This window comes from Albibacterium profundi, assembly GCF_042159835.1.
In the GTDB taxonomy this organism is placed as follows: domain Bacteria; phylum Bacteroidota; class Bacteroidia; order Sphingobacteriales; family Sphingobacteriaceae; genus Albibacterium; species Albibacterium profundi.
The window spans coordinates 843273-867120 of the sequence record NZ_JBBVGT010000002.1 but is presented as its reverse complement, the minus strand read 5'-3'; the positions used below and the strand labels follow the sequence as shown (position 1 = coordinate 867120).

Annotated in this window: 14 protein-coding genes, 2 tRNA genes and 3 rRNA genes; 16 read left to right on the top strand and 3 right to left on the bottom strand. The window is 43.4% G+C overall.

Going from position 1 to position 23848, the window contains the following annotated elements; translation table 11 throughout:
- Positions 1 to 758 precede the first annotated feature (758 nt).
- From WKR92_RS05315 to recA, 8 genes are all read left to right on the top strand, one after another.
- A 16S ribosomal RNA gene (locus WKR92_RS05315) occupies positions 759 to 2288 on the top strand.
- Positions 2289 to 2406: 118 nt separating this feature from the next.
- Positions 2407 to 2483: transfer RNA gene (locus tag WKR92_RS05310), tRNA-Ile, on the top strand.
- A 9-nt stretch (positions 2484 to 2492) separates the two neighbouring features.
- A tRNA-Ala gene (locus WKR92_RS05305) sits at positions 2493 to 2566 on the top strand.
- Between the two features lie 232 nt (positions 2567 to 2798).
- Positions 2799 to 5686: ribosomal RNA gene (locus WKR92_RS05300) — 23S ribosomal RNA — on the top strand.
- A gap of 94 nt (positions 5687 to 5780) precedes the next feature.
- A 5S ribosomal RNA gene (gene rrf, locus WKR92_RS05295) occupies positions 5781 to 5892 on the top strand.
- The 16S, 23S and 5S rRNA genes sit together here with 2 tRNA genes alongside, the layout of an rRNA operon.
- 198 nt (positions 5893 to 6090) lie before the next feature.
- Positions 6091 to 7704 (top strand): S8 family peptidase, encoded by a 1614-nt coding sequence (locus tag WKR92_RS05290; protein ID WP_375556779.1) that lies wholly within the window; start codon positions 6091 to 6093, stop codon positions 7702 to 7704.
- A 363-nt stretch (positions 7705 to 8067) separates the two neighbouring features.
- Complete coding sequence (nth, locus tag WKR92_RS05285) at positions 8068 to 8727, top strand: endonuclease III (protein WP_375556778.1); 660 nt, start codon at positions 8068 to 8070, stop codon at positions 8725 to 8727.
- 92 nt (positions 8728 to 8819) lie between these two features.
- Entirely contained in the window at positions 8820 to 9848 is a 1029-nt protein-coding gene (gene recA, locus WKR92_RS05280; protein WP_375556777.1) for a recombinase RecA, read from the top strand.
- An 84-nt stretch (positions 9849 to 9932) separates the two neighbouring features.
- Here recA and gcvP read toward each other — a convergent pair whose 3' ends face one another.
- Positions 9933 to 12815 carry an aminomethyl-transferring glycine dehydrogenase gene (gene gcvP, locus WKR92_RS05275; RefSeq protein ID WP_375556776.1) on the bottom strand — a complete coding sequence of 961 codons (2883 nt, stop codon included), beginning with the start codon at positions 12813 to 12815 and terminating at the stop codon, positions 9933 to 9935.
- A gap of 126 nt (positions 12816 to 12941) precedes the next feature.
- Between gcvP and WKR92_RS05270 the strand changes: the two genes are divergently transcribed.
- From WKR92_RS05270 to WKR92_RS05235, 8 genes are all read left to right on the top strand, one after another.
- The gene (locus WKR92_RS05270) at positions 12942 to 13985 is read left to right on the top strand and encodes an acyl-CoA dehydrogenase family protein (protein ID WP_375556775.1); all 1044 of its coding nucleotides are present in this window, start codon (positions 12942 to 12944) and stop codon (positions 13983 to 13985) included.
- A 46-nt stretch (positions 13986 to 14031) separates the two neighbouring features.
- Entirely contained in the window at positions 14032 to 16323 is a 2292-nt protein-coding gene (locus WKR92_RS05265) for an NADP-dependent malic enzyme (protein WP_375556774.1), read from the top strand.
- A 17-nt stretch (positions 16324 to 16340) separates the two neighbouring features.
- Positions 16341 to 16922: a Holliday junction branch migration protein RuvA gene (ruvA, locus tag WKR92_RS05260; protein WP_375556773.1), complete on the top strand. Its 582-nt coding sequence runs from the start codon at positions 16341 to 16343 to the stop codon at positions 16920 to 16922.
- Positions 16923 to 16987: 65 nt separating this feature from the next.
- A complete protein-coding gene (gcvH, locus tag WKR92_RS05255; protein WP_375556772.1) occupies positions 16988 to 17368 on the top strand; it encodes a glycine cleavage system protein GcvH in 381 nt (126 codons plus the stop codon).
- 89 nt (positions 17369 to 17457) lie between these two features.
- Positions 17458 to 17841, top strand: a complete 384-nt coding sequence (locus WKR92_RS05250; protein WP_375556771.1) for a VanZ family protein — start codon at positions 17458 to 17460, stop codon at positions 17839 to 17841.
- A gap of 77 nt (positions 17842 to 17918) precedes the next feature.
- Positions 17919 to 18143, top strand: a complete 225-nt coding sequence (locus tag WKR92_RS05245; protein ID WP_375556770.1) for a FeoA family protein — start codon at positions 17919 to 17921, stop codon at positions 18141 to 18143.
- 11 nt (positions 18144 to 18154) lie between these two features.
- On the top strand, positions 18155 to 20257 hold the full coding sequence (gene feoB / locus WKR92_RS05240) for a ferrous iron transport protein B (protein ID WP_375556769.1): 2103 nt from the start codon (positions 18155 to 18157) through the stop codon (positions 20255 to 20257).
- A 1-nt stretch (position 20258) separates the two neighbouring features.
- The gene (locus WKR92_RS05235; RefSeq protein ID WP_375556768.1) at positions 20259 to 20858 is read left to right on the top strand and encodes a sprT domain-containing protein; all 600 of its coding nucleotides are present in this window, start codon (positions 20259 to 20261) and stop codon (positions 20856 to 20858) included.
- Positions 20859 to 20886: 28 nt separating this feature from the next.
- Here the strand turns inward: WKR92_RS05235 and WKR92_RS05230 are convergent, their stop codons facing one another.
- Together WKR92_RS05230 and WKR92_RS05225 are read right to left on the bottom strand one after the other, a co-directional pair.
- Entirely contained in the window at positions 20887 to 22275 is a 1389-nt protein-coding gene (locus tag WKR92_RS05230) for a LutB/LldF family L-lactate oxidation iron-sulfur protein (protein WP_375556767.1), read from the bottom strand.
- A 5-nt stretch (positions 22276 to 22280) separates the two neighbouring features.
- Positions 22281 to 23840, bottom strand: coding sequence for a M28 family peptidase (locus WKR92_RS05225; protein WP_375556766.1), 1560 nt, complete (start codon positions 23838 to 23840; stop codon positions 22281 to 22283).
- Positions 23841 to 23848 lie beyond the last annotated feature (8 nt).

The following is a 23848-nucleotide window of genomic DNA, read 5'->3' as shown; positions in this document are numbered from 1 at the left end:
CTGTTTAACCACTGTTTGTCCTACTGGGGGTCGCCGTGGTTTTCTTGGGGTTGGGTGGGTTGGGCATAGCGCCGTCGGCGCTGTTTGTGGGTTGGGTATGCTGGGCGGGGGTGTTCCCCTTTGGCGCCTTCTTGTTTTTGTGGGGGGTGCTAGAAAAACAATCGTGCTGTTTTTCAGGCCGTTGCGTTTCCCCCTGAAAATAAAGTGGCGCGGTGTTTGGAAGTTGGCTTGTAGTTCCTATCTTTGCATCCCGCAAACGAGGTATTGCGGATTGTTCATTGAGTTCTGGGGTTTATTTTCGATGTTTTTGAGCGGTAGGATCTGGTGTATTTTTTTCGGATTTTATTTTGCCATGACAGGAAAAGCCCTTATCTTTGCAGCCCGGCATTTCGGGGGATTTGCTGGAGACGAGGGGTGCGAAAAAAAATAAAATTTTTTATTTTGCGGAATCAAAAAAACCTCTTACCTTTGCAATCCCGAAACGAACGGGGTCCTGAGCGCGACGCTCGGGAGTGTTGAAAAAAGGATCAGATGATCGGGGTCAGTCCCTGGTTGAAAGATATAAAAAGTCGGACCGTGAGGCCACCGGCGCAGAAGTTCTTAAAAGAGAAGATTATCATGTAGCGTAACGAGTAGTTTGAGAGATAACGAAAGTTAGAAGTTCAAACCAAGTCAATGACCGGTACCGTAGATATAACAGTACCGATTCTATTAACAGATTTTGAGTGAATAGGGTCAGGTAGCAAACCAACATTTTTACAATGGAGAGTTTGATCCTGGCTCAGGATGAACGCTAGCGGCAGGCCTAATACATGCAAGTCGAACGGGATCCCAGGGTAAGCTTGCTTATCTTGGGTGAGAGTGGCGTACGGGTGCGTAACGCGTGAGCAACCTACCATTGTCTGGGGGATAGCCCGGAGAAATCCGGATTAATACCGCATAACATCATTTTCCGGCATTGGATTATGATCAAACATTTATGGGACAATGATGGGCTCGCGTGACATTAGCTAGTTGGAGTGGTAACGGCACACCAAGGCGACGATGTCTAGGGGATCTGAGAGGATGACCCCCCACACTGGGACTGAGACACGGCCCAGACTCCTACGGGAGGCAGCAGTAAGGAATATTGGTCAATGGAGGCAACTCTGAACCAGCCATGCCGCGTGCAGGAAGACGGCCCTCTGGGTTGTAAACTGCTTTTGCCGGGGAATAAACCCCTCTACGTGTAGAGGGCTGAATGTACCCGGCGAATAAGGATCGGCTAACTCCGTGCCAGCAGCCGCGGTAATACGGAGGATCCGAGCGTTATCCGGAATTATTGGGTTTAAAGGGTGCGTAGGCGGCCTGATAAGTCAGGGGTGAAAGACGGTGGCTCAACCATCGCAGTGCCTTTGATACTGTCGGGCTTGAATGTACTTGAGGTAGGCGGAATGTGACAAGTAGCGGTGAAATGCATAGATATGTCACAGAACACCGATTGCGAAGGCAGCTTACTAAAGTATGATTGACGCTGAGGCACGAAAGCGTGGGGATCAAACAGGATTAGATACCCTGGTAGTCCACGCCCTAAACGATGAATACTCGATGTTGGCGATATACAGTCAGCGTCCAAGCGAAAGCGTTAAGTATTCCACCTGGGGAGTACGGCCGCAAGGTTGAAACTCAAAGGAATTGACGGGGGCCCGCACAAGCGGAGGAGCATGTGGTTTAATTCGATGATACGCGAGGAACCTTACCCGGGCTTGAAAGTTAGTGAAGTATCCAGAGACGGATACGTCCTTCGGGACACGAAACTAGGTGCTGCATGGCTGTCGTCAGCTCGTGCCGTGAGGTGTTGGGTTAAGTCCCGCAACGAGCGCAACCCCTATGTTTAGTTGCCAGCATGTTATGGTGGGGACTCTAAACAGACTGCCTGTGCAAACAGTGAGGAAGGTGGGGACGACGTCAAGTCATCATGGCCCTTACGTCCGGGGCTACACACGTGCTACAATGGTCGGTACAGAGGGCAGCTAACCAGCAATGGTATGCCAATCTCCAAAAGCCGATCACAGTTCGGATCGGGGTCTGCAACTCGACCCCGTGAAGTTGGATTCGCTAGTAATCGCGTATCAGCAATGACGCGGTGAATACGTTCCCGGGCCTTGTACACACCGCCCGTCAAGCCATGAAAGCTGGGGGTACCTGAAGTATGTAACCGCAAGGAGCGTACTAAGGTAAAACCGGTAATTGGGGCTAAGTCGTAACAAGGTAGCCGTACCGGAAGGTGCGGCTGGAATACCTCCTTTCTAGAGTGGCCGGTTATTGTCACTCGTTGCGCCATGAGATTTTCTTGATAAAGACATAAAGAATGAAGAATAAGAGTACCTGTCCCCTATGGGGTACCCTTGCAGCATTGGAAAAGCTAGTCCCGTAGCTCAGTTGGTTAGAGCACTACACTGATAATGTAGGGGTCAGCAGTTCAAATCTGCTCGGGACTACCATCGAAAGAGGGGGAATTAGCTCAGCTGGCTAGAGCGCCTGCCTTGCACGCAGGAGGTCATCGGTTCGACTCCGATATTCTCCACATCTAGGGACCGTGATGTTTCCGGGAGGTCTAATCCGCCTTTTGGTTTCGTATAATCGGTTTTCCGAACGTTCTTTGACATATTGGAAGAAAAAGAAAATTGAAGAGAAGACAACAGTAGAGACGTTGGCTGCTTTGATGTTAGGCTATTGGGCTTGCCCGGTAGGCTGCAGAAGAGTTTGCCGACAGACAATAAAAGCATCCGCATATACTAGCAAAAGGGTATGCGGAGAAGAAAGTAAGAAAGGGCACACGGTGGATGCCTAGGCTCTCAGAGGCGATGAAGGACGTGATAAGCTGCGATAAGCCACGGGGATCAGCACATATGATTTGATCCGTGGATTTCCGAATGGGGCAACCCGGCATGTTGAAGACATGTCACGAAGAAGAGCAAACCCGCTGAACTGAAACATCTAAGTAGGCGGAGGAGAAGAAAATAACAATGATTTCCTGAGTAGTGGCGAGCGAAAGGGAAAGAGCCCAAACCGGACATGTTACGGCATGTTCGGGGTTGTAGGACTGCGATGTGATTACAGGTTAGCGAAGTAGAATTCCGGTGGAAAACGGGAGCCATAGCGTGTGACAGCCACGTATACGTAAGCGAGCCTGGTCTAGCAGTATCCTGAGTACCGCGGGGTCGGAGACGCCCTGTGGGAATCTGCCAGCACCATCTGGTAAGGCTAAATACTCCTGAGAGACCGATAGTGGACTAGTACCGTGAGGGAAAGGTGAAAAGAACCCCGAACAGGGGAGTGAAATAGAACCTGAAACCGTGTGCTTACAAGCGGTCGGAGCGGACTTGTTCCGTGACGGCGTGCCTTTTGCATAATGAGCCTACGAGTTACTCTTCCCTGGCAAGGTTAAGTGGTTCAGCCACGGATCCGCAGCGAAAGCGAGTCTGAATAGGGCGCATAGTCAGGGGAGGTAGACGCGAAACCTTGTGATCTACCCATGGACAGGTTGAAGGTACGGTAACACGTACTGGAGGACCGAACCGATAAACGTTGAAAAGTTTCCGGATGATCTGTGGGTAGGGGTGAAAGGCTAATCAAACTGGGAAATAGCTCGTACTCCCCGAAATGTTTTTAGGAACAGCGTCGGTGTTGAGTTTCATAGAGGTAGAGCTACTGATTGGGTGCGGGGGAGTCACATCCTACCAAATCCAGACAAACTCCGAATGCTATGAAATATAACCGGCAGTGAGGCTCTGGGTGCTAAGGTCCAGGGCCGAGAGGGAAAGAACCCAGACCATCAGCTAAGGTCCCCAAGTATACGCTAAGTTGAGCTAACGAGGTCCGATTGCACAGACAGCTAGGATGTTGGCTTGGAAGCAGCCATTCATTTAAAGAGTGCGTAACAGCTCACTAGTCGAGCGATCGGGCATGGATAATAAACGGGCATCAAGTGTATCACCGAAGCTATGGGATCGAAAGATCGGTAGGGGAGCATTCCAGCGGAGCTGAAGGTATGGCGTAAGCCGTGCTGGATCTTCTGGAAAAGCAAATGTAGGCATAAGTAACGATAAGGCGGGCGAGAAACCCGCCCACCGAAAGACCAAGGTTTCCTGATCAACGCTAATCGGATCAGGGTTAGTCGGGTCCTAAGGTGTACCCGAAGGGGGAATCCGATGGACAACTGGTTAATATTCCAGTACTTTTTATAACTGCGATGTGGTGACGGAGTAGTGACACTGCCGCGAACTGACGGAATAGTTCGTTGAAGGGTGTAGGTATAGGTATGGTAGGCAAATCCGCCGTACTTGCTGAATCCCGACAGTACAGCAAGCCTTCGGGTGCGCTGATAGTGCAGGTAATCAGACTTCCAAGAAAACCCGCTAAGCTTCAGGTTATAAAAACCCGTACCGCAAACCGACACAGGTGGTCGAGGAGAGAATCCTAAGGTGCTCGAGTGAATCATGGCTAAGGAACTCGGCAAAATGGCCCTGTAACTTCGGGAGAAGGGGCGCTTCCTCCATTCTTCGGGATGGAGAAGCCGCAGTGAAACGGCCCAGGCGACTGTTTAACAAAAACATATGGCTTTGCCAAATCGAAAGATGAAGTATAAGGCCTGACACCTGCCCGGTGCTGGAAGGTTAAGAGGGGATGTTAGTCGCAAGGCGAAGCATTGAATCGAAGCCCCAGTAAACGGCGGCCGTAACTATAACGGTCCTAAGGTAGCGAAATTCCTTGTCGGGTAAGTTCCGACCTGCACGAATGGTGTAACGATCTGGGCGCTGTCTCAGCCATGAGCTCGGTGAAATTGTGGTATCGGTGAAGACGCCGATTACCCGCAACGGGACGGAAAGACCCCATGAACCTTCACTATAGCTTAACATTGTGACTGGGTACAGGATGTGTAGGATAGGTGGGAGATTGTGAAGCGGTGTCGCCAGGCATCGTGGAATCATCCTTGAAATACCACCCTTTCTGTAACCGGTTCCTAACCCCGCTGTAGCGGGGGACATTGTTTGGTGGGTAGTTTGACTGGGGTGGTCGCCTCCAAAAAGGTAACGGAGGCTTTCAAAGGTAAGCTCAGTACGCTTGGTAACCGTACGTGGAGTGCAATAGCATAAGCTTGCTTGACTGTGAGACCTACAAGTCGATCAGGGTCGAAAGACGGATATAGTGATCCGGTGGTTCTGCATGGAAGGGCCATCGCTCAAAGGATAAAAGGTACTCTGGGGATAACAGGCTGATCTCCCCCAAGAGCTCATATCGACGGGGAGGTTTGGCACCTCGATGTCGGCTCGTCACATCCTGGGGCTGGAGAAGGTCCCAAGGGTTGGGCTGTTCGCCCATTAAAGTGGCACGCGAGCTGGGTTCAGAACGTCGCGAGACAGTTCGGTCCCTATCTGTTGTGGGCGTAGGAAGTTTGAGTGGGGCTGTCCTTAGTACGAGAGGACCGGGATGGACCAACCTCTGGTGTATCTGTTATGGCGCCAGCTGTACCGCAGAGTAGCTATGTTGGGAATAGATAAGCGCTGAAAGCATCTAAGCGCGAAACTAGCCACGAGATGAGACTTCCATTGAGGGCCGTCGCAGACTACGACGTCGATAGGCCGCAGGTGTAAAGGTAGGAATACCAAAGCCGAGCGGTACTAATCACCCGAAGCTTTCTCAAAGCAGATAGACTGTTGTTTTCTCTCTCGATTCTTTTTTTCTTCCAATGCATGTCATTGCTTGTTCCCCTGTTAGGGGCTTGCATATCAAGATTTTCAGGTGCCTATATCGGCGGTGTCCACCTCTTCCCATACCGAACAGAGAAGTTAAGCCCGCCAGAGCCGATGGTACTGCCGTAACAGGTGGGAGAGTAGGTCGGCGCCCTACCCTTTTCCCGGGCCCGTTCACACATCGTGGACGGGCCCGTGGTATTTAATGCCAAAATTCAAATCAACAACAAGATCAACACCTATAAAACTGGAAACTCGACTTACGAGAGTCAATCCCTTTACTTTTAACTCTTTTTAACCATTTTCAGAGTGATATTATTTTATCTTTGTGATAAGTGATTATACATGGAGTAATATGATTAATAAAACTAGCATATTGTTTTTTGTCCTGTTGACGTCGATTACAACGTCATTACTTGCGCAAGAGTATAAAGCGGGCATAGCTAATTGGCAGAATCTTGATTTCGTCGAAGATGGCGTACATGGTTTAAGTACTGAAAAGGCTTATCGTACGCTTTTAAAAAATAAGCAAGGAGAAACCGTTATTGTAGCGGTGATTGATGGTGGTGTGCAGACGGATCATGAAGATCTGAAAGATGTCATGTGGGTGAATCAAGGCGAAGTTGCAGGGAATGGAATTGACGATGATGGGAATGGTTATATCGATGATATACACGGGTGGAATTTTCTTGGTAACGCAGATGGTGAGAATGTACGGTATGATAATCTCGAACTAGTGAGGTTGCTCAGAGAACTACAACCGAAATATATATCTGTTTTGCCATCTACCCCGCTTGATGAAAAGGAAAAACGCGCGTTCAACGAGTATCAGAAGATGACGACTGATTATATGGCGAAGCTAAAGCAAGCGCGTAGGGGCGAGTTGAACTACGGAATGCTTAAAGAGGTTATAGATAGCATTGTGGTGAGCATCGGAGAACCAACACCAACGGCTGCGCAATTCAGAAATTATAAAGCAAAAAATAAAAATGAGTCGCGAGCTCTAAGGATCGTTCAGTCGGAAGTTGAAGAAAAAGGCTTTGAGAAGTTTTATGAAGAACTTGACGAAGCCTTTGAGTATTACTCTAATCAATTAAAGTATCATCTTAATATGGACTTTGATTCGCGACATATCGTAGGTGATAATTATGAAGACAGCAGTGAACGGATTTATGGAAACGCAGATATTGAAGGTCCAGACGGGAAGCATGGAACACATGTCGCAGGGATAATTGGTGCTGTTAGAAACAATAGCATCGGAATGAACGGAGTTGCGGATCATGTGCTGATTATGGGAGTACGAGCAGTACCAGACGGAGATGAGCGAGACAAGGATGTAGCCAATGCCATACGTTATGCTGCTGATAATGGAGCAAAAGTTATTAATATGAGTTTTGGTAAAGCTTATGTTAAAGACAAACAGGTGGTCGACGACGCAGTTCAATATGCGATGGAGAAGGACGTTTTATTAATCCACGCTGCAGGTAATGATAGTAAAGATAACGATGAGATCTCGAGTTATCCGAATCCGATTTATGTTGATAGTTTAGGTTTTAATCAAGGAAAAGGAGAAGCTTGGATAGAGGTCGGGGCAACTTCTTGGGATGAAAATGACTTGATCGCCTCTTTCTCAAATTATGGCAAACAGACGGTTGATTTATTTGCTCCAGGCGTTGATATTTACTCGACAGTACCTGACTCTGAATATGATGAATTAAGTGGAACCAGTATGGCGGCACCGACTGTCGCAGGCTTAGCTGCTATCATCCGTTCATATTACCCAAGGTTTACGGCTGTAGAAGTAAAAGATATTATCCTAAGGTCGGTTGTAAAAATTGATAATAAAGTCAAAATCAGACAAGATAATACCAACAAGCGAGTGTATTTGAGTGACATTAGTATCACAGGCGGAATAGCGAATGCTTACAAAGCGATTGAATTAGCTGATAAACTATATAAGGATAAGTAAGAAACTTTTGGCCTTGATCGGTGCTCAATATGCAAGGTTGATTGTCTTTAAAATTAATATTGTTTTAGTTATTTAAAGAAATTAAATACTAATCCCGAGCTAGTAGCGTTATATTTATTCTAAATTGCTATTTATTATGCTTATGGATGAAATATTTACCCCTAACAATCAAAAATATAACAAAAGTAAGATAGACTTGTTACATAAGTCGGTTAAGAAAGATGCGATGAATATTGATGCCAAACTAGCTTTATTACTAGATCAAGAATTAAGAAATCCTCGCGAAAAGATTATTCAAAATTTATTGGAGTTCTCGAAGACTTTATAGCTTTTGTTTAGATAATCTAATTTCTATCTTTGACTATGCTCAAAAAAGATAGATATAAAGCTTTCGTCGATTATTTTTCAAAAAACCAGCCTAATGCGGAGACGGAGCTTAATTATAATAATCCATATCAACTTTTGGTTGCCGTCATTCTATCTGCACAGTGTACAGATAAACGTGTAAACATGGTGACGCCTACACTTTTTGAACGATTCCCCAATCCGCAGTCGCTAGCGGACAGCACTTCCGATCTTGTGTTCGATTACATCAGGAGTATCAGCTATCCAAACAACAAAGCGAAGCATTTAGTAGGCATGGCGAAAATGTTAGTGGCGGATTTTAATGGAGAGGTGCCAGATACGGTCGAAAAATTGATCAAGTTACCCGGTGTGGGGCGGAAAACAGCAAATGTTATCGTTTCGGTGATTTACAACCATCCCGCGATGGCGGTTGATACTCATGTGTTTAGAGTATCAAGGAGAATTGGATTGACAAATGCTAAAACAGTGCTAGCAGTAGAAAAAGATTTAGTTAAGAACTTGCCATCCGAGATCGTTCACCTTGCTCATCACTGGTTAATCTTACATGGACGATATATTTGTGTTGCACGAAACCCCAAATGCGATATCTGTCCGATAAGTTATTTCTGTCGTTATTACGAGGAGGTATACAGTAAAGAAAATAACAAAGCAAAATAAATTAGTATTATTTGTAAATGTTAATACTTTATTGTATTTTGGCTAAAATTATTAGTATATAAATTAATTGTTATCATATTTAGATTGTCGTTATGAATGAGAATGCTGAAAAGTTAAAGGCTTTACAATTGACATTGGATAAGTTAGAGAAGTCTTATGGTAAAGGCGCTGTGATGAAATTAGGTGATTCTGCGGTTGAACCAATTGATTCCATATCTACTGGATCCTTGGGTTTGGATATTGCTTTGGGTATTGGAGGAGTTCCTAAGGGCCGTGTGGTGGAAATATATGGACCGGAGTCTTCCGGTAAAACTACGCTGGCTACTCATATGATAGCAGAGGCCCAAAAGAAAGGCGGAGTAGCTGCAATTATCGATGCGGAACATGCTTTTGATAAATACTACGCCAGTAAACTAGGAGTGGATGTTGAAAACCTTCTGATAGCGCAACCGGATAATGGAGAGCAGGCACTTGAGATTGCTGATAATTTGATTCGTTCCGGAGCTATTGATATCATCGTGATTGACTCAGTGGCGGCATTGGTTCCGAAAGCTGAGATCGAAGGTGAGATGGGTGACTCAAGAATGGGTCTACAGGCTCGATTGATGTCTCAAGCTTTAAGAAAATTGACTGGTACGATTTCAAAAACTAACTGTTGCTGTATTTTCATTAACCAATTGCGTGAAAAGATAGGTGTTATGTTTGGTAACCCCGAAACAACAACTGGAGGAAATGCTTTGAAGTTTTATGCTTCGGTTAGGTTGGATATTAGAAGGACATCACAGATTAAGGATACAGACGAGGTATCGGGAAATCGAGTTAAGGTTAAAATTGTTAAGAATAAGGTGGCCCCGCCGTTCCGAGTGGCGGAATTTGATATTATGTTTGGTGAAGGTATTTCAAAAGTTGGAGAAATTATTGACCTTGGAGTAGACTTCAATATTATTAAAAAGGCTGGATCATGGTTTAGTTATGGTGATACTCGTTTGGGCCAGGGAAGAGATGCAGTTAAAAAACTCTTGTTAGACAATCCAGATTTAATGGACGAACTTGAAGCGAAAATCAGAACGGAAGTCACTGGTGAAAAATTAGATGAAATGAATGAGCTAAGCGAGGATTAAAATCGCCTAAGCAACTAAAGGTCATACAAAAGAAAGCCGCGATGATATTCATCGCGGCTTTCTTATAATATATAACCTAATGATTTAAGACTCGGTGTCCATATATTCTTCGATCGGTGGACATGCGCAAATAAGTGTTCGATCGCCGTATGAGTCGTTAACACGGCCAACTGACGGCCAAAACTTATTGTCACGAATATAGTCTAACGGGAAGGCTGCTTCTTCTCGAGTATAACTGCGATCCCATCCACTGCTCGCAATATTTTGTGCAGTATGCGGAGCGTTTTTCAACGGGTTGTTAACTTTATCTCCGCCGTCCTCGATAGCTTGGATCTCCTTTCTTATAGATAACAAAGCATCACAAAATCGATCTAATTCGGGCTTTGATTCTGATTCTGTTGGTTCAATCATCAAGGTGCCCGCTACCGGAAAAGAAACGGTTGGTGCGTGAAAGCCATAGTCCATTAAGCGTTTAGCTATATCCGTTACTTCAATACCAACGGTCTTAAACGATCGGCAGTCGAGAATCATTTCGTGAGCGCATGTGTTATTGGCTCCTGAGTAAAGTACGGTATAATGTTTCTCTAAGCGCGCTTTGATATAGTTTGCATTTAGTATGGCGAAGCGAGTGGCATTAGTTAGGCCTTCGGCGCCCATCATTGCGATGTATCCATGCGAGATGCCGAGGATCGATGCAGAACCCCATGGTGCAGCTGCTACTGAAGAGATGGAGTGGCTGCCCTCAAGCTCCACGATGGGATGTCCTGGAAGAAAATCTATCAAGTGACTTGCGACACCAATTGGCCCCATTCCTGGTCCGCCGCCTCCGTGAGGAATGCAGAATGTTTTGTGAAGATTTAAGTGACAAACATCGGCTCCAATAAATCCAGGGCTGGTAAATCCGACTTGGGCGTTCATGTTAGCGCCATCCATATACACCTGGCCCCCGTTTTTGTGTATAATATCGCACATTTCTACGATGGACTCTTCAAATACTCCGTAAGTGGAAGGATAAGTAACCATAAGGCAGGAAAGGTTCTCCTTGTGTTTTTCAGCCTGTGCTCTAAGGTCTTCGACGTCTATATTCCCTTTTTCGTCCGACTTGATGACAACGATCTTCATGCCCGCCATGGATGCCGAAGCAGGGTTTGTGCCATGAGCAGAAGCTGGGATAAGAGCAACATTTCGTTGTTGTTCGCCATTGGCTTGATGGTAAGCCCGAATAACCATTAACCCCGTATATTCTCCCTGGGCTCCTGAGTTAGGTTGGAAACTCATTCTCTTGAACCCAGTTATTTCACATAGCCACTGGTTCAATTCATCAAATAGTTGCATGTAACCGTTCGTTTGATCGGTAGGTGCGAAAGGATGGATGTTTCCAATTTCCGGCCAGGTCAGAGGGATCATTTCTGTCGTAGCATTAAGTTTCATTGTACATGAACCTAGAGGGATCATGGAGTGACATAATGAAAGATCTTTTGCTTCTAACGATTTAATATAGCGGAGCATTTCATGCTCCGAATGATAAGAGTTGAATACCGGGTGTGTAAGGTATTCGGAAGTCCTTTGTAATGTCTCTGGGATACAAGTTTGCAGATCTTCTGCAAGCTCACTAATCACGATTTCATTGTTCCCTTGACCTTTAATTTTTGCAAATACCTTAATAAGTGCTTCTAAATCGGCTTTGTCGGTGGTTTCATCAATAGAAATACCAATGGTGCCCAATTTATCGTAACGAAGGTTGATTTCACTATTTAAAGCATCAGCATGTATTGGCTCCAGTAGATCTCCTACTTCAACTGTTAAGGTGTCAAAAAACGACTTGTTCGTTATCGTATATCCAAGATTCTCTAAAGCTTTTGCTAAAACTAAGGTGGTTCCATGAATGCGAGATGCAATATTTTTTATGCCTTTTGGGCCGTGGTAAACTGTGTAGAATCCGGCCATAATAGCGAGTAGAGCTTGTGCAGTACAGATATTTGAGGACGCTTTATCACGGCGGATATGCTGTTCACGAGTTTGCAAAGCCATTCTCAAGGCATACTTCCCGGTAGCATCTATAGTTACACCAATAATACGGCCTGGAATATTTCTTTTATATTTTTCTTTGGTAGCAAAGTAAGCTGCATGTGGTCCGCCAAAACCCATCGGGATTCCCAAGCGCTGGGTAGAACCAACGACAACATCAGCACCCCATTCTCCTGGAGGCGTTAACAATGCCAAACTCATGATGTCCGCAACTACACCAAGAGTCATGTTTTGAGCATGAAGTTTGTCGGCTAATTCTTGAAATTCAGTTACTTCTCCATTAGCTGCTGGGTATTGTACAAGTGCGCCAAATAGATTCTCATTTAATTCGATGTTGTTAAAATCACCTACGATGAGTTCAATTCCGTAAGATTCGCTTCGCGTACGAATAACATCAATCGTCTGAGGGAATATGTTTTCCGATACAAAAAAGGTGTTTGCTGCTTTATTCTTTCTAACACTGTACTGCATAAACATAGCTTCTGCAGCGGCTGTGGCCTCATCTAGCAAGGAAGCATTGGCGATTTCCATACCAGTCAGATCAATAACAGAAGTTTGGAAATTTAACAATGCTTGTAGTCTACCTTGTGCTATTTCTGCTTGATAAGGAGTGTATTGCGTATACCATCCTGGATTCTCCAGCACATTGCGGAGTATGACATTTGGCAGGGTTACGTTATAGTAACCTTGACCGATATAGGATTTAAATACCTTATTCTTCGAAGCGATTTGCTTCATTTTTTTCAAATAGTCAACTTCACTTAGTGCAGGCGGAAGGTTTAAAGGAGATTTTAACCTAATGTTTTCAGGGATTGTTTTATCAATTAATTCATCAATTGAGCTTACGCCAATGGCTTCTAGCATGGCAGGAACGTCTGCTTCGCTTGGAGAAATATGTCGATCTTCAAACTGCTCGACGAAATTAAAATCTATTTTCATTGAATTTTTGTTTTTTAATAAAAATATGGCCTTATTTGACTGCAATAAGCGGTTCTATTTTTTCTGCAAAGGTAAAGAATAAAGTCCGGAATTGCTGATAATTGAACGTCACAAAGTGTAATATAAATGACCTACACCGAACAAGTTAAGCAACTGTTTTTAAACTCGGAACAATTGGTAAGAGAAGCATTGCAAGCTGAGCGCATCCAAAAGATGACAAAAGTTCAGCTAGATTACATTTATGAGAATGAATTGTTCCACTTATTAGTTCCGAAAGATATCGGCGGAGCAGAATTGGATTTGCCGTCCTTTGCCCGGTTAATGGAGCGTTTTGCGGAAGTGGACGGTGCTATTGCTTGGGTAATCAATCTCGGGGCAGGGGCTAATATGTTTTCCGGTTTTATGGAGAAGCAGGCTGCCCGTGACATATTTTCCAATAAGAGAACATGTGTTGCGGGAAGCGGTGCGGCTACTGGGACGGCCTTATCAAGAGATGGCAGTTTTGTGATCGATGGTCATTGGAAGTATGCCAGTGGTTCTGCTCACGCTAATTGGTTCTCATTAAATGCAATGATTGACGGAGGTGATACTTACAAGTCGTTTTTAGTTCCCCGAAATCAAGTAGAAATTTTAGATACTTGGCATGTTTATGGCCTGAAGGCTACGACTAGTTGCGATTTTAAAATTGCAAATGCGCTGGTGCCAAGCGATTTTCAATTTGATCTGCAAAACGCTTCCGATAAGAGAGAATCGCCATTGTATCGGTTCCCGTTTATGATATTAGCTGAGATCAATATGTTGGTGATGCTTACGGGAATGACGATGAATTTCTCGAAAAAGGTATTACAGTACACAAGTGGAAAGTCTATTACGTTACCATGGTACGATGAAGAAATCTGCCGCGTCAAGGAAAGCAGAGATCGGGTTTTCGAGATGTTGGATATGCTTTGGGCGGGAATCGTTGCTGGTACCGATGTCGATGAAAAGCTAAGTCGAAAATTTAGTGTGGAGGTAAACGAAGCCGCGAATCTATGTCGTATGTTAGTCGACAAGCTATATGTCTATACAGGAATGAGTGCCGTGTTTGAGGGCAATGAAATATCAAGGATCTATCGGGATTTCAAAGTTGCATCTCAGCATGGATTATTATTTCCTCGAAATGCTGTTTGATGATTTTTCTTATAACTTTGTTTATCTAAATTAAAAATTACTCTTTATGAAGGTGAAAAATAAAAAGCAGGACGCGCTCGATTACCATAGTAGCGGGAGGCCTGGGAAAATTGAGGTTGTTCCAACGAAACCAACGAATTCACAACGCGATTTGTCATTAGCTTACTCGCCCGGAGTTGCTGAGCCTTGTTTACGAATTGCGGATAATAAAGAAGACGCTTATAAATACACTGCAAAGGGCAATCTAGTAGCAGTTATCAGTAATGGAACTTCGGTTTTAGGCTTGGGCGACATCGGTCCTGATGCGGGAAAGCCTGTCATGGAAGGTAAAGGGTTGTTATTTAAAATATTTGCGGATATAGATGTCTTTGATCTTGAACTAGACACCAAAAATGTTGACGAGTTCGTTAATATTGTCAAAGCGTTAGAGCCGACCTTCGGAGGAATCAATCTAGAAGATATTAAAGCTCCAGAGTGTTTTGAAATTGAGCAGCGGCTGAAAAAGGAAATGTCAATACCTGTAATGCATGACGATCAACATGGAACTGCTATTATATCGGGTGCGGCATTAATTAATGCATGTGAGATTCAGAAGAAGAAAATTGATAAAGTAAAGATTGTTGTAAATGGTGCTGGTGCCGCAGCTATTTCCTGTACTAAGATCTATATGTCTTTGGGAGCAAAGAAGGAGAATATTGTTATGCTAGATCGTTCCGGTGTGATCCGGACCGACCGTCAAGTGCTCGAAAAGACCAAAGGTGAATTTGCAACAGATCGAGATATACACACATTGGAGGAGGCTGTAAAGGGTGCCGATGTTTTCATCGGACTTTCTGCGGGAAATGTCTTGTCGGTCGATATGTTAAAGTCAATGAATAAGAAACCGATTGTGTTTGCAATGGCGAATCCAGAACCGGAGATCGATTATGATTTGGCAACAAGTACACGGTCAGATATTATTATGGCGACTGGTCGTTCCGACTTTCCGAATCAGGTTAACAATGTCCTTGGTTTTCCATATATTTTCAGAGGTGCTCTGGACGTCCGTGCAACAGCCATCAACGAGGAAATGAAGATTGCTGCTGTATATGCGATTGCTGAATTAGCTAAAAAATCAGTGCCCGAAGCGGTAAATGAAGCCTATGAAGAAAGTAACCTGAAATTTGGGAAAGAATATATTATTCCGAAACCTAATGACCCTCGCTTGATTGCCTCAGTCGCACCTGCCGTAGCAAAAGCTGCCATTGAGACTGGTGTAGCGCGTAACGCAATCGACGATTTTGATGCTTACGTTACTGAATTAAGAAACCGACTTGGTTCGGACGATCGGATCATTCGGGACGTAACGATCCTAGCCAAGAAAGATCCTAAACGTGTAGTCTTTACCGAAGCTGATAATTACAAAATTCTGAAAGCAGCTCAGATTGTTAAGGATGAAGGTATTGCCTACCCGATTCTGTTGGGTAACCGACAGAAAATTGATCGGTTGATTAAAGAATATGCTTTAGAGTTGGGAGAGGTGGAAATCATTGATCCGTTTGAAGAACAGAATAGTGAGCGCTTCATTAAGTATGCGCAATTCTTATTTAAGAAAAGACAGCGACGCGGTGTTACCGAAAGCGGAGCGAATAAATTGATGTTGGATCGGAATTATTTTGCAGCTTGTATGGTTGAATTTGGAGAGGCCGATACATTAATCTCCGGGTTAACGAAGAATTATGCCACTGCGATTAAACCTGCACTGCAAGTGATAGGTACTCAATCGGGCAGTCGCGTCGCTGGGATGTACATGATGTTAACAAAAAAAGGCCCTGTGTTCTTTGGGGATACGACAATTAATGAAAATCCGACGGTCGACGAATTGGTCGATATAAGCGTATTGCTTGATAAGGCGGTGAGACGTTTTAATATCAAGCCTCGTTTAGCGGTCCTTTCCTATAGTAACTTTGGTTCAAGCGATGGGGCGATTCCCGTGAAAACCAGGGACGTTGTACGTAGACTGCATGAATTACATCCAGAAATTGTTGTGGATGGAGAGATGCAGGCTAACTTTGCGATTAATTCAGAGCTGTTGGTTGATAACTTCCCTTTTAGCACCCTTTCCGGGAAAGCTGCAAACACCTTAGTGTTTCCAAATCTAGAATCTGGAAATATTGCATATAAGCTGTTGCAGGAGCTAGGGGACGCAGAAGCTGTAGGCCCTATATTATTGGGGATGAATAAGCCTGTGCATGTTCTGCAATTAGATAGCTCGGTTCGGGAGATTATTAATATGGTGACCATTGCAGTGGTAGACGTACAATCTCATTCCAAATCCGCCAAAAAGCGGCGTAAATAAGGTATAATTATTTGGCTATGTATGATTACTTAAATGGTAAGCTAGTTTATAAAGGCCCAACTCATGTAGTTTTGGATGTCGGCGGTGTGGGTTATCATATTGTGATTTCCTTAAACACGTATGAGCAGATTAAATCGCACGAACAGTGTAAGCTTTATATAAGTTTCCAGGTCAGGGAGGATGCTCACACCCTTTATGGCTTTTATGAGGAGGGTGAAAGACGGCTTTTTCAACATTTAATCTCTGTATCCGGAATTGGCGCTAGTATTGCTAGAATGATGCTATCTTCGATTACACCCGCAGAGATACAAACCGCTATTGTGAACGGTGATGTAGGTTTGGTTCAGCGAATTAAAGGGATTGGACCGAAAAGTGCACAGCGACTTATTCTTGAACTACAGGATAAATTGAAGAAGGAAGGCCCAGATACGTTAACGCAGGTATCTAAGAACCAGACTGTAATTGATGAGGCCCTATCAGCCTTGGTTATGCTGGGCTTCGTTAAACAAAAAGCTGAAAAAGTGCTTCTTTCAATTCATAAAAATGAACCCGATAGCACGGTCGAGCATTTAATCAAGGTTGCTCTAAAGAGCTTATAATTGGTTTGTGCTTTATTTTGTTAATATCCATTTAGATTAATAAATTTGAAATAAAAATAGCAACTATGAATTTTCCATCAGAATTGAAATACACCAAAGATCACGAGTGGGTTCGTTTAGAAGGTGATGAAGCGGTAATCGGTATTACTGAATTTGCACAAAGTGAACTGGGTGATATTGTTTTTGTTGATATTGACACCGTTGGGGATGAAGTCAATAAAGATGATCTTTTCGGAACCATCGAAGCTGTAAAGACAGTTTCAGATCTTTTTATGCCTGCAAAGTCCACTGTATTGGAGGTCAATGAACAACTGGATGCTAATCCTGAGTTAGTTAATAATGACCCTTACGGCGACGGATGGATGGTTCGTGTAAAGTTAGATAATCCGTCCGATGTCGAATCTTTGCTAACGGCTGATGGTTATAAAGAGCTGATAGGTAAATAACCTGTAAGTCTGAAGCTTCGAAAAAAAACACGGATTTGAACGAGAGATGTTCTTCTCCGTGTTTTTTGTATTGATTAAATTCTCTCCGAATGAAACATTATCTATGGGCTATTATATGGGCGATACTCGTACTCATCTTAATATCATCGCCGATGCCGGATGTCACCGACTCTCGTCACTCTTTTCCGGGTATTGATAAATTAGTTCACACGGGCTTCTTTTTTGTTTTCACCGTATTAATGTTCTTTGGTTCGTTGATGAATGGGAATGAACCCAATTTAATCAGCTGGCCAAATGTAATGGTTCTTTTTTTTGCGAGTTCCTTTGCTATTGGAACCGAATTAATACAAAAGTTTTTCACCTCCAATAGGCAATTTGAATACTGGGATATCTTTGCGGATCATGTGGGGATAGGCATGGGTTATTTTGCCTATCTTGTTCTCGTTCTGGCGATAAAGAAGACAAAAATATAACTATTCTCCGCTTATTGGCATTACTTACTTGTAATGGTTCTAAATAATTGTATTTTTGCTAGCTAAAAGCTAAGCGCATGAAATTGTCTGACCTAAAAATTGGCGAGCGAGGAATAATTAAAGAAATTACAGATCTTTCTTTATCTATTAAGTTGATGGAAATGGGTTGCCTTCCTGGCGAACCAGTGCTTTTAGAACGAATTGCTCCACTGGGTGATCCGATTGCAATCAAAGTCTCTGGTTATCAGCTCAGTTTGCGTAAAAGCGAAGCATCAAAAGTAATCCTAGTAGCTCATCCTTAAAAATAAATAATTTGAAAGTCGCTTTAGTTGGGAATCCGAATACGGGTAAGTCATCTCTTTTTAACCTGTTGACAGGTTTAAATCAGAAAGTAGGAAATTTTCCGGGCGTGACAGTTGATAAAAAGATTGGCTCGTGCAGACTGCCTAATCATGAAGTCGTGCAAGTTATTGACCTTCCGGGCTGCTATAGTCTGCATCCGAAAACGGAAGATGAAGCTATTGTGTCAGATGTTTTGGCAGATAAGCATAACGCTTACCACCCTGACTTGGTCGTTGTAATCGTTGATGTTACCAATTTGAGACGAAACATGCTACTTTATACCCAAGTAGCTGACTTGGGAATCCCTACTATCTTGGCATTAAATATGAATGATCTTGCTGAGAAGGAAGGTATCAGGGTAGACGCCGATAAACTTTCGAGCGAGCTGGGGGTGCAAGTAGTAAAGATTAGTGCCCGGCATAATGTTAATATCGGCGGGTTGAAACAGGCCATTCTTGATGCGCCGAAAGTTGCTGTTCATAATCATATTTACACAATTCCCGAAAGTTCGAAAACGCTCGTTGCTGATTTAGCCGAAGAGACTGATCGGGATACTGAGTATGCCAGTCTGCTTTTTGCTCACCAATACTTATCAGACAGAAAATATGTAAACGGAAATACAGATCGAGTAGATTCGATTATCACTCAATATGCTTTTGTGTCTGACGATGAGCAGGTTAAAGAAACGCTTAATCGTTATCAATATATTGATACACTAATCAAGGATATTGTTCAGGTAGCTCCAAAAGAAGAGAAGGAATCCGTCACCGATAAAATAGACAACGTTCTTACACATAAGGTTTGGGGCTTCGTTATATTTTTCTTTCTCCTTTTACTGATATTCCAAGCAATTTTCTCTTGGGCAGAATACCCCATGACACTAATTGAGGGATTATTTGAATGGCTAGACGAGATTGGTCATCAGTTTTTGCCGGCAGGGGTGTTTGCGGATTTACTATTGGATGGTATTCTTGCTGGTCTGGGCGGTGTACTCGTGTTTATTCCGCAGATCGCCATATTATTTGGGTTTATCGCCATCTTAGAAGACACGGGCTACATGGCACGGATAACCTTTTTGATGGATAAGCTGATGCGGAAGGTCGGGTTAAACGGGAAGTCGGTGGTGCCAATGATTGGGGGCTTGGCATGTGCGGTACCTTCCATCATGGCTGCTAGGAATATTGAGAACTGGAAAGACCGAATTATAACGATCATGGTTACGCCACTGATTAGCTGTGCTGCTCGTTTACCGGTGTATATCCTCCTGATATCACTTGTGGTTCCTGATGAAAAGGTTTTTGGCTTTTTCGACTTACGCGGTCTAACACTTTTGGGTTTTTATATTTTAGGCGTTGTAGGAGCTGTGTTTGTCGCTTGGGTTATGAAGGGAATAATTAAAGGAAAGGTTGGATCCTACTTTATTATGGAGTTGCCTGTGTACCGTAAACCTCGTTGGAGGAATGTATTTATGACAATGTACGATAAGGTGCTCACTTTTGTTGTCGACGTCGGTAAAATTATTATTGCCATATCAATCGTTTTATGGGTCGCTGTGAGTTACGGGCCGCCAAGTAGGATGGAAGCGATTGAAATGAAGTATGAATCTCCAGAAATGATTAATCAATACGCTCCTGAAGAACTTGACCGAATGAGATCATCTGAGGAATTGGAAAACTCATATGTTGGAATTGTCGGTAAAGCAATTGAGCCAGCCATCCGCCCTTTAGGTTACGATTGGAAGATTGGTATCGCTCTTATCACGTCCGTTGCTGCAAGGGAAGTTTTTGTAGGGACAATGGCTACCATCTACAGCGTTGAAGGTAGCGATGACGATACCCGTAATATTCGGGAGCAGATGGAGCGAGCGACTGACCCCGTGACGGGTGAAAAGATCTATACTACCGCCACAGCATTCTCGCTCATGGTGTTCTATGCATTTGCTATGCAGTGCTTGAGCACAATTGCTGTAGTTAAACGAGAAACCAATGGGTGGAAGTGGCCGATTATTCAATTTACATATATGACCGCTATGGCTTATGTAGCTAGCTTAATTGTGTATCAATTATTGCGCTAAAATGAAGGAATCTGTGTTAGCTCGTTATCTACCGGCTGATGCCTTGCCTATCATCGAGCGATGGATTCGAGATGCTCCCTGCGAGTTTAAGATTACCAAAGGACGAATTAGCAAATACGGCGATTATAGACATCCCTATCAGACGAAAGGGCATCGAATTTCGGTGAATGGTGATCTGAATCCCTATGCCTTTTTAGTGACGACGGTACACGAATTTGCACATCTGAAAACCTGGCAGGAGCATAAAAACAAAGTTAAACCTCATGGTACTGCATGGAAGAATAATTTTAAGATGCTGATGGAGCCTTTTCTTTTACTGAATTGTTTTCCGTGCGATATCCAAGCGGCAGTTGTTAATTACCTCCGTAACCCGCGTGCCTCGAGCAGTAGTGACTTAGAGCTATTCCGTCTATTACATAAAGACAGCGTGAAGAAAAAAGGCGTGATTGCTTTAGAAGACCTACCTAATAAAGCTATTTTTGCGATTGCCTCCGGTCGGCGTTTTGAAAAAGGAGATAAGTTGAGAAAAAGGTACCGCTGTGTAGAACAAGGTACTGGGCGAGTATATCTGTTTAACCCCCTAGCGGAAGTTCAAATATAGATCCATTGCACTCCTTATCGGCACTTCGTTAAGATTTAGGATCGTTATTTTCCTTCCACTGTTGGCTGAAAGACTTATTAGCAATTGTGGGTAACGCTCGACGTTTGCCCCAGCTCTTTTTAAAGAAGGTCTTCATAAACCAATTTTTAGTTTTTCCACCTACTTTATCTACTAACGACCGTCTTGTTATAGCCTGGGAGAATATTTTCCAGCCTACGCGTTCTGCCATGGATGTATGCCCCTCTTTCACCGCATCCCGTCGGTTCGCTAACAGCATATTATGGATGTCTATCTTTACAGGACATACCTCCGTACACTTGCCACATAGACTGGATGCATAACTTAGGTGTTTAAAAGCGTCCATCCCCTTCATGTGTGGCGTAATCATGGATCCTATAGGTCCGCTATAAGTCGTATTATAGGTATGTCCTCCAATGTTCTTATAGACAGGACAAGCGTTTAAACATGCGCCACAGCGAATGCAATACAGAGCTTGTCGTTGATCCTCTTTAGCTAACACATTTGTTCGCCCATTGTCAAGTAGGATAACATACATTTTTTCCGGACCGTCAACTTCGCCCTCTTGGCGTGGCCCGCCAATAATACTATTGTATACGGTCAAGTTTTGCCCTGTTCCATGCGTAGCTAATAAGGGCAAAAATAGATTTAGGTCGCTGATAGAAGGGATGATTTTCTCGATCCCTGCCAAGGCAATGTGTACCTTCGGGAAGGTAGTACTTAATCGGATATTTCCTTCATTCTCGGTTAGGGCAATACTCCCGGTATCTGCAATAAGAAAATTGGCACCAGTAATACCGATGTCTGCTGATGTAAATTCTTCGCGAAGCAGCACTCTTGCTTTTAGAGTCAGCTGCTCAGCCGTAGCATCCAAGGGGGTGCCAAATTTCTCATGAAATAATTTAGCTATTTCTGCTATATTAAGGTGCATAGCCGGAGTAACGATATGGTAAGGTTTCTGACCCAGTAATTGTACGATATATTCGCCAAGGTCACTTTCTATCGCATGAATACCTTTGGTTTCGAGAAATTCATTCAAATCAATTTCTTCGGTAGTCATCGATTTCGATTTGATAACCGACTTTGCACCTTCCTCTTGGGCTATTTGCCAAATAAGCTCCTGAGCTTCTTTAGCATCGTTTGCCCAAAGAACCTTTCCTCCTTTTTTTTGGAAATTGGCTTCAAAATCTGGTAAATACTTGTCCAGATTTTCCATCACCCTCCATTTTAAGCTATATCCCTTTCTTTTTGAATTTTCTAAGTTATTGAATCTCGACAAGCCCACTTCAACGGCAGAGTCATACTTATTGATGTTGTAGTTGATCACCTTGCGATGATCCATGTCAAAAGCTTTCTTCTCGCTATCCGTTTGAAATGTCTGTGCCGGTTTCGATGCCATGTTAATTATTTTTTATTCGAGTCTACGACAAGTTTCTTGTCGCGATTAGCCACTTCCCATGCGGTGTGGAATACCAATTTAGCACGTTTTACTAAGAGCTCAAAATTTATCTTGTCAACTGTGTCAGTAGGTTTATGATAATCCTCATGAACACCATTAAAATAGAATATTACCGGGATACCATGTTTTGCGAAGTTATAATGATCAGAACGATAGTAAATTCGTTCAGGATCATTCGGGTCATTGTATTTGTAATCTAGATTAAGTTTTGTGAACTGTTGGTTCGCTGTTTCGCTAATGGCATGAAGCTCTGAACTTAATTTATCTGACCCGATAAGATAAATATAGTTTGGATTGTCTTCATGTGGAGGATCTACGCGTCCAATCATGTCTATATTCAGATCTGTAACCGTATTCTCTAATGGGAAAATCGGGTTTCTCGTATAATAGTCGGATCCCATTAATCCTTTTTCTTCAGCAGTAACCAGTAAGAATAAGATACTTCTTCTCGGACCATTTCCATCTTTTTTGCTTTTCACAAATGCCTGTGCCACTTCGATGACACCCGTTGTGCCTGACCCATCATCATCGGCGCCATTATATATTTCGCCGTTCTGTATTCCTACGTGATCGTAATGAGCGGAGATAACAACTACTTCTTCTTTTAAATCACTGCCTTCTAGGTATCCTAAAACGTTGTCTGATTTTACATCTGATGTTTTGATACCATAACTTGTTTTGAACAATGATTTTATAACAGTTGACTGAGGTTTGCCAGATTTATTAATCTTTGCTTGGAGGTCCTCAATCTTCTTGCCTTTAAGAAGTTCATTCGCTAGCGTAAAGTTTACATGTGCTACCGCCGGACTGTTAGGAGCTTCTTTATAGTCCTCACGAAGCATTAGTCGCGGTCTGTTAAGCCGATCCCCGAATCGCTCAAGGAAGCTGTCAATTTGCGATGAAGCAGCGATGATCAGTTTGGGGTTAAGAGAGGCGACCGACTGGATTCTTTTATTTCTTTGTGTAGACCAAGCTGATACTTCTTTGGTTCCACTAACATAATAGGTTCCATCGGCGTTTACTGGTTCACCCTCGTTGATCAGTAAGACAACTTTATTTTCAATGTCTATGTTTTTAAGGTCATTATAGTTTTCATTCGAAATCCCGTAACCGATAAATACAATTTCATCCGCTGTAATGGTCTGTTCGCCGGTTGCTGTCATATAAAAACCTTCGCCTACCTGGTATGACTTATTGTTAATCGCAAATTCTGAAACCTTAAGAGAAGTTTCTATCAAATCAACCGGTTGAAAGTAGCTGCCGTTAACAGGAGCTTCAAGACCTAGTTTTTTGAATTCGTCGGCAATGTATTGCGCGGCCTTGTGTCCTCCGGGTTTACCGGTATCTCTGCCTTCAAATTCATCTGAAGCTAGAATTGTTAGGTGTTTGGTAGCGCTTTCTACATTGATTTCTTGAGCGTATTTCTTAGAGATAGCGTCAGACTGCGCAAATGTAGTCGCCGTGACTGCTATGAAGGCTGTTAATAAAGAAGTCTTTTTTAGCATGAGATATT

What these genes read in the sequence shown, in the direction of transcription:
- WKR92_RS05290 (WP_375556779.1), top strand. Translation starts at nt 6,091, where the DNA reads ATGATTAATAAAACTAGCATATTGTTTTTTGTCCTGTTGACGTCGATT.
- nth (WP_375556778.1), top strand. Translation starts at nt 8,068, where the DNA reads ATGCTCAAAAAAGATAGATATAAAGCTTTCGTCGATTATTTTTCAAAA.
- recA (WP_375556777.1), top strand. Translation starts at nt 8,820, where the DNA reads ATGAATGAGAATGCTGAAAAGTTAAAGGCTTTACAATTGACATTGGAT.
- gcvP (WP_375556776.1), bottom strand. Translation starts at nt 12,815, where the DNA reads ATGAAAATAGATTTTAATTTCGTCGAGCAGTTTGAAGATCGACATATT.
- WKR92_RS05270 (WP_375556775.1), top strand. Translation starts at nt 12,942, where the DNA reads ATGACCTACACCGAACAAGTTAAGCAACTGTTTTTAAACTCGGAACAA.
- WKR92_RS05265 (WP_375556774.1), top strand. Translation starts at nt 14,032, where the DNA reads ATGAAGGTGAAAAATAAAAAGCAGGACGCGCTCGATTACCATAGTAGC.
- ruvA (WP_375556773.1), top strand. Translation starts at nt 16,341, where the DNA reads ATGTATGATTACTTAAATGGTAAGCTAGTTTATAAAGGCCCAACTCAT.
- gcvH (WP_375556772.1), top strand. Translation starts at nt 16,988, where the DNA reads ATGAATTTTCCATCAGAATTGAAATACACCAAAGATCACGAGTGGGTT.
- WKR92_RS05250 (WP_375556771.1), top strand. Translation starts at nt 17,458, where the DNA reads ATGAAACATTATCTATGGGCTATTATATGGGCGATACTCGTACTCATC.
- WKR92_RS05245 (WP_375556770.1), top strand. Translation starts at nt 17,919, where the DNA reads ATGAAATTGTCTGACCTAAAAATTGGCGAGCGAGGAATAATTAAAGAA.
- WKR92_RS05235 (WP_375556768.1), top strand. Translation starts at nt 20,259, where the DNA reads ATGAAGGAATCTGTGTTAGCTCGTTATCTACCGGCTGATGCCTTGCCT.
- WKR92_RS05230 (WP_375556767.1), bottom strand. Translation starts at nt 22,275, where the DNA reads ATGGCATCGAAACCGGCACAGACATTTCAAACGGATAGCGAGAAGAAA.
- WKR92_RS05225 (WP_375556766.1), bottom strand. Translation starts at nt 23,840, where the DNA reads ATGCTAAAAAAGACTTCTTTATTAACAGCCTTCATAGCAGTCACGGCG.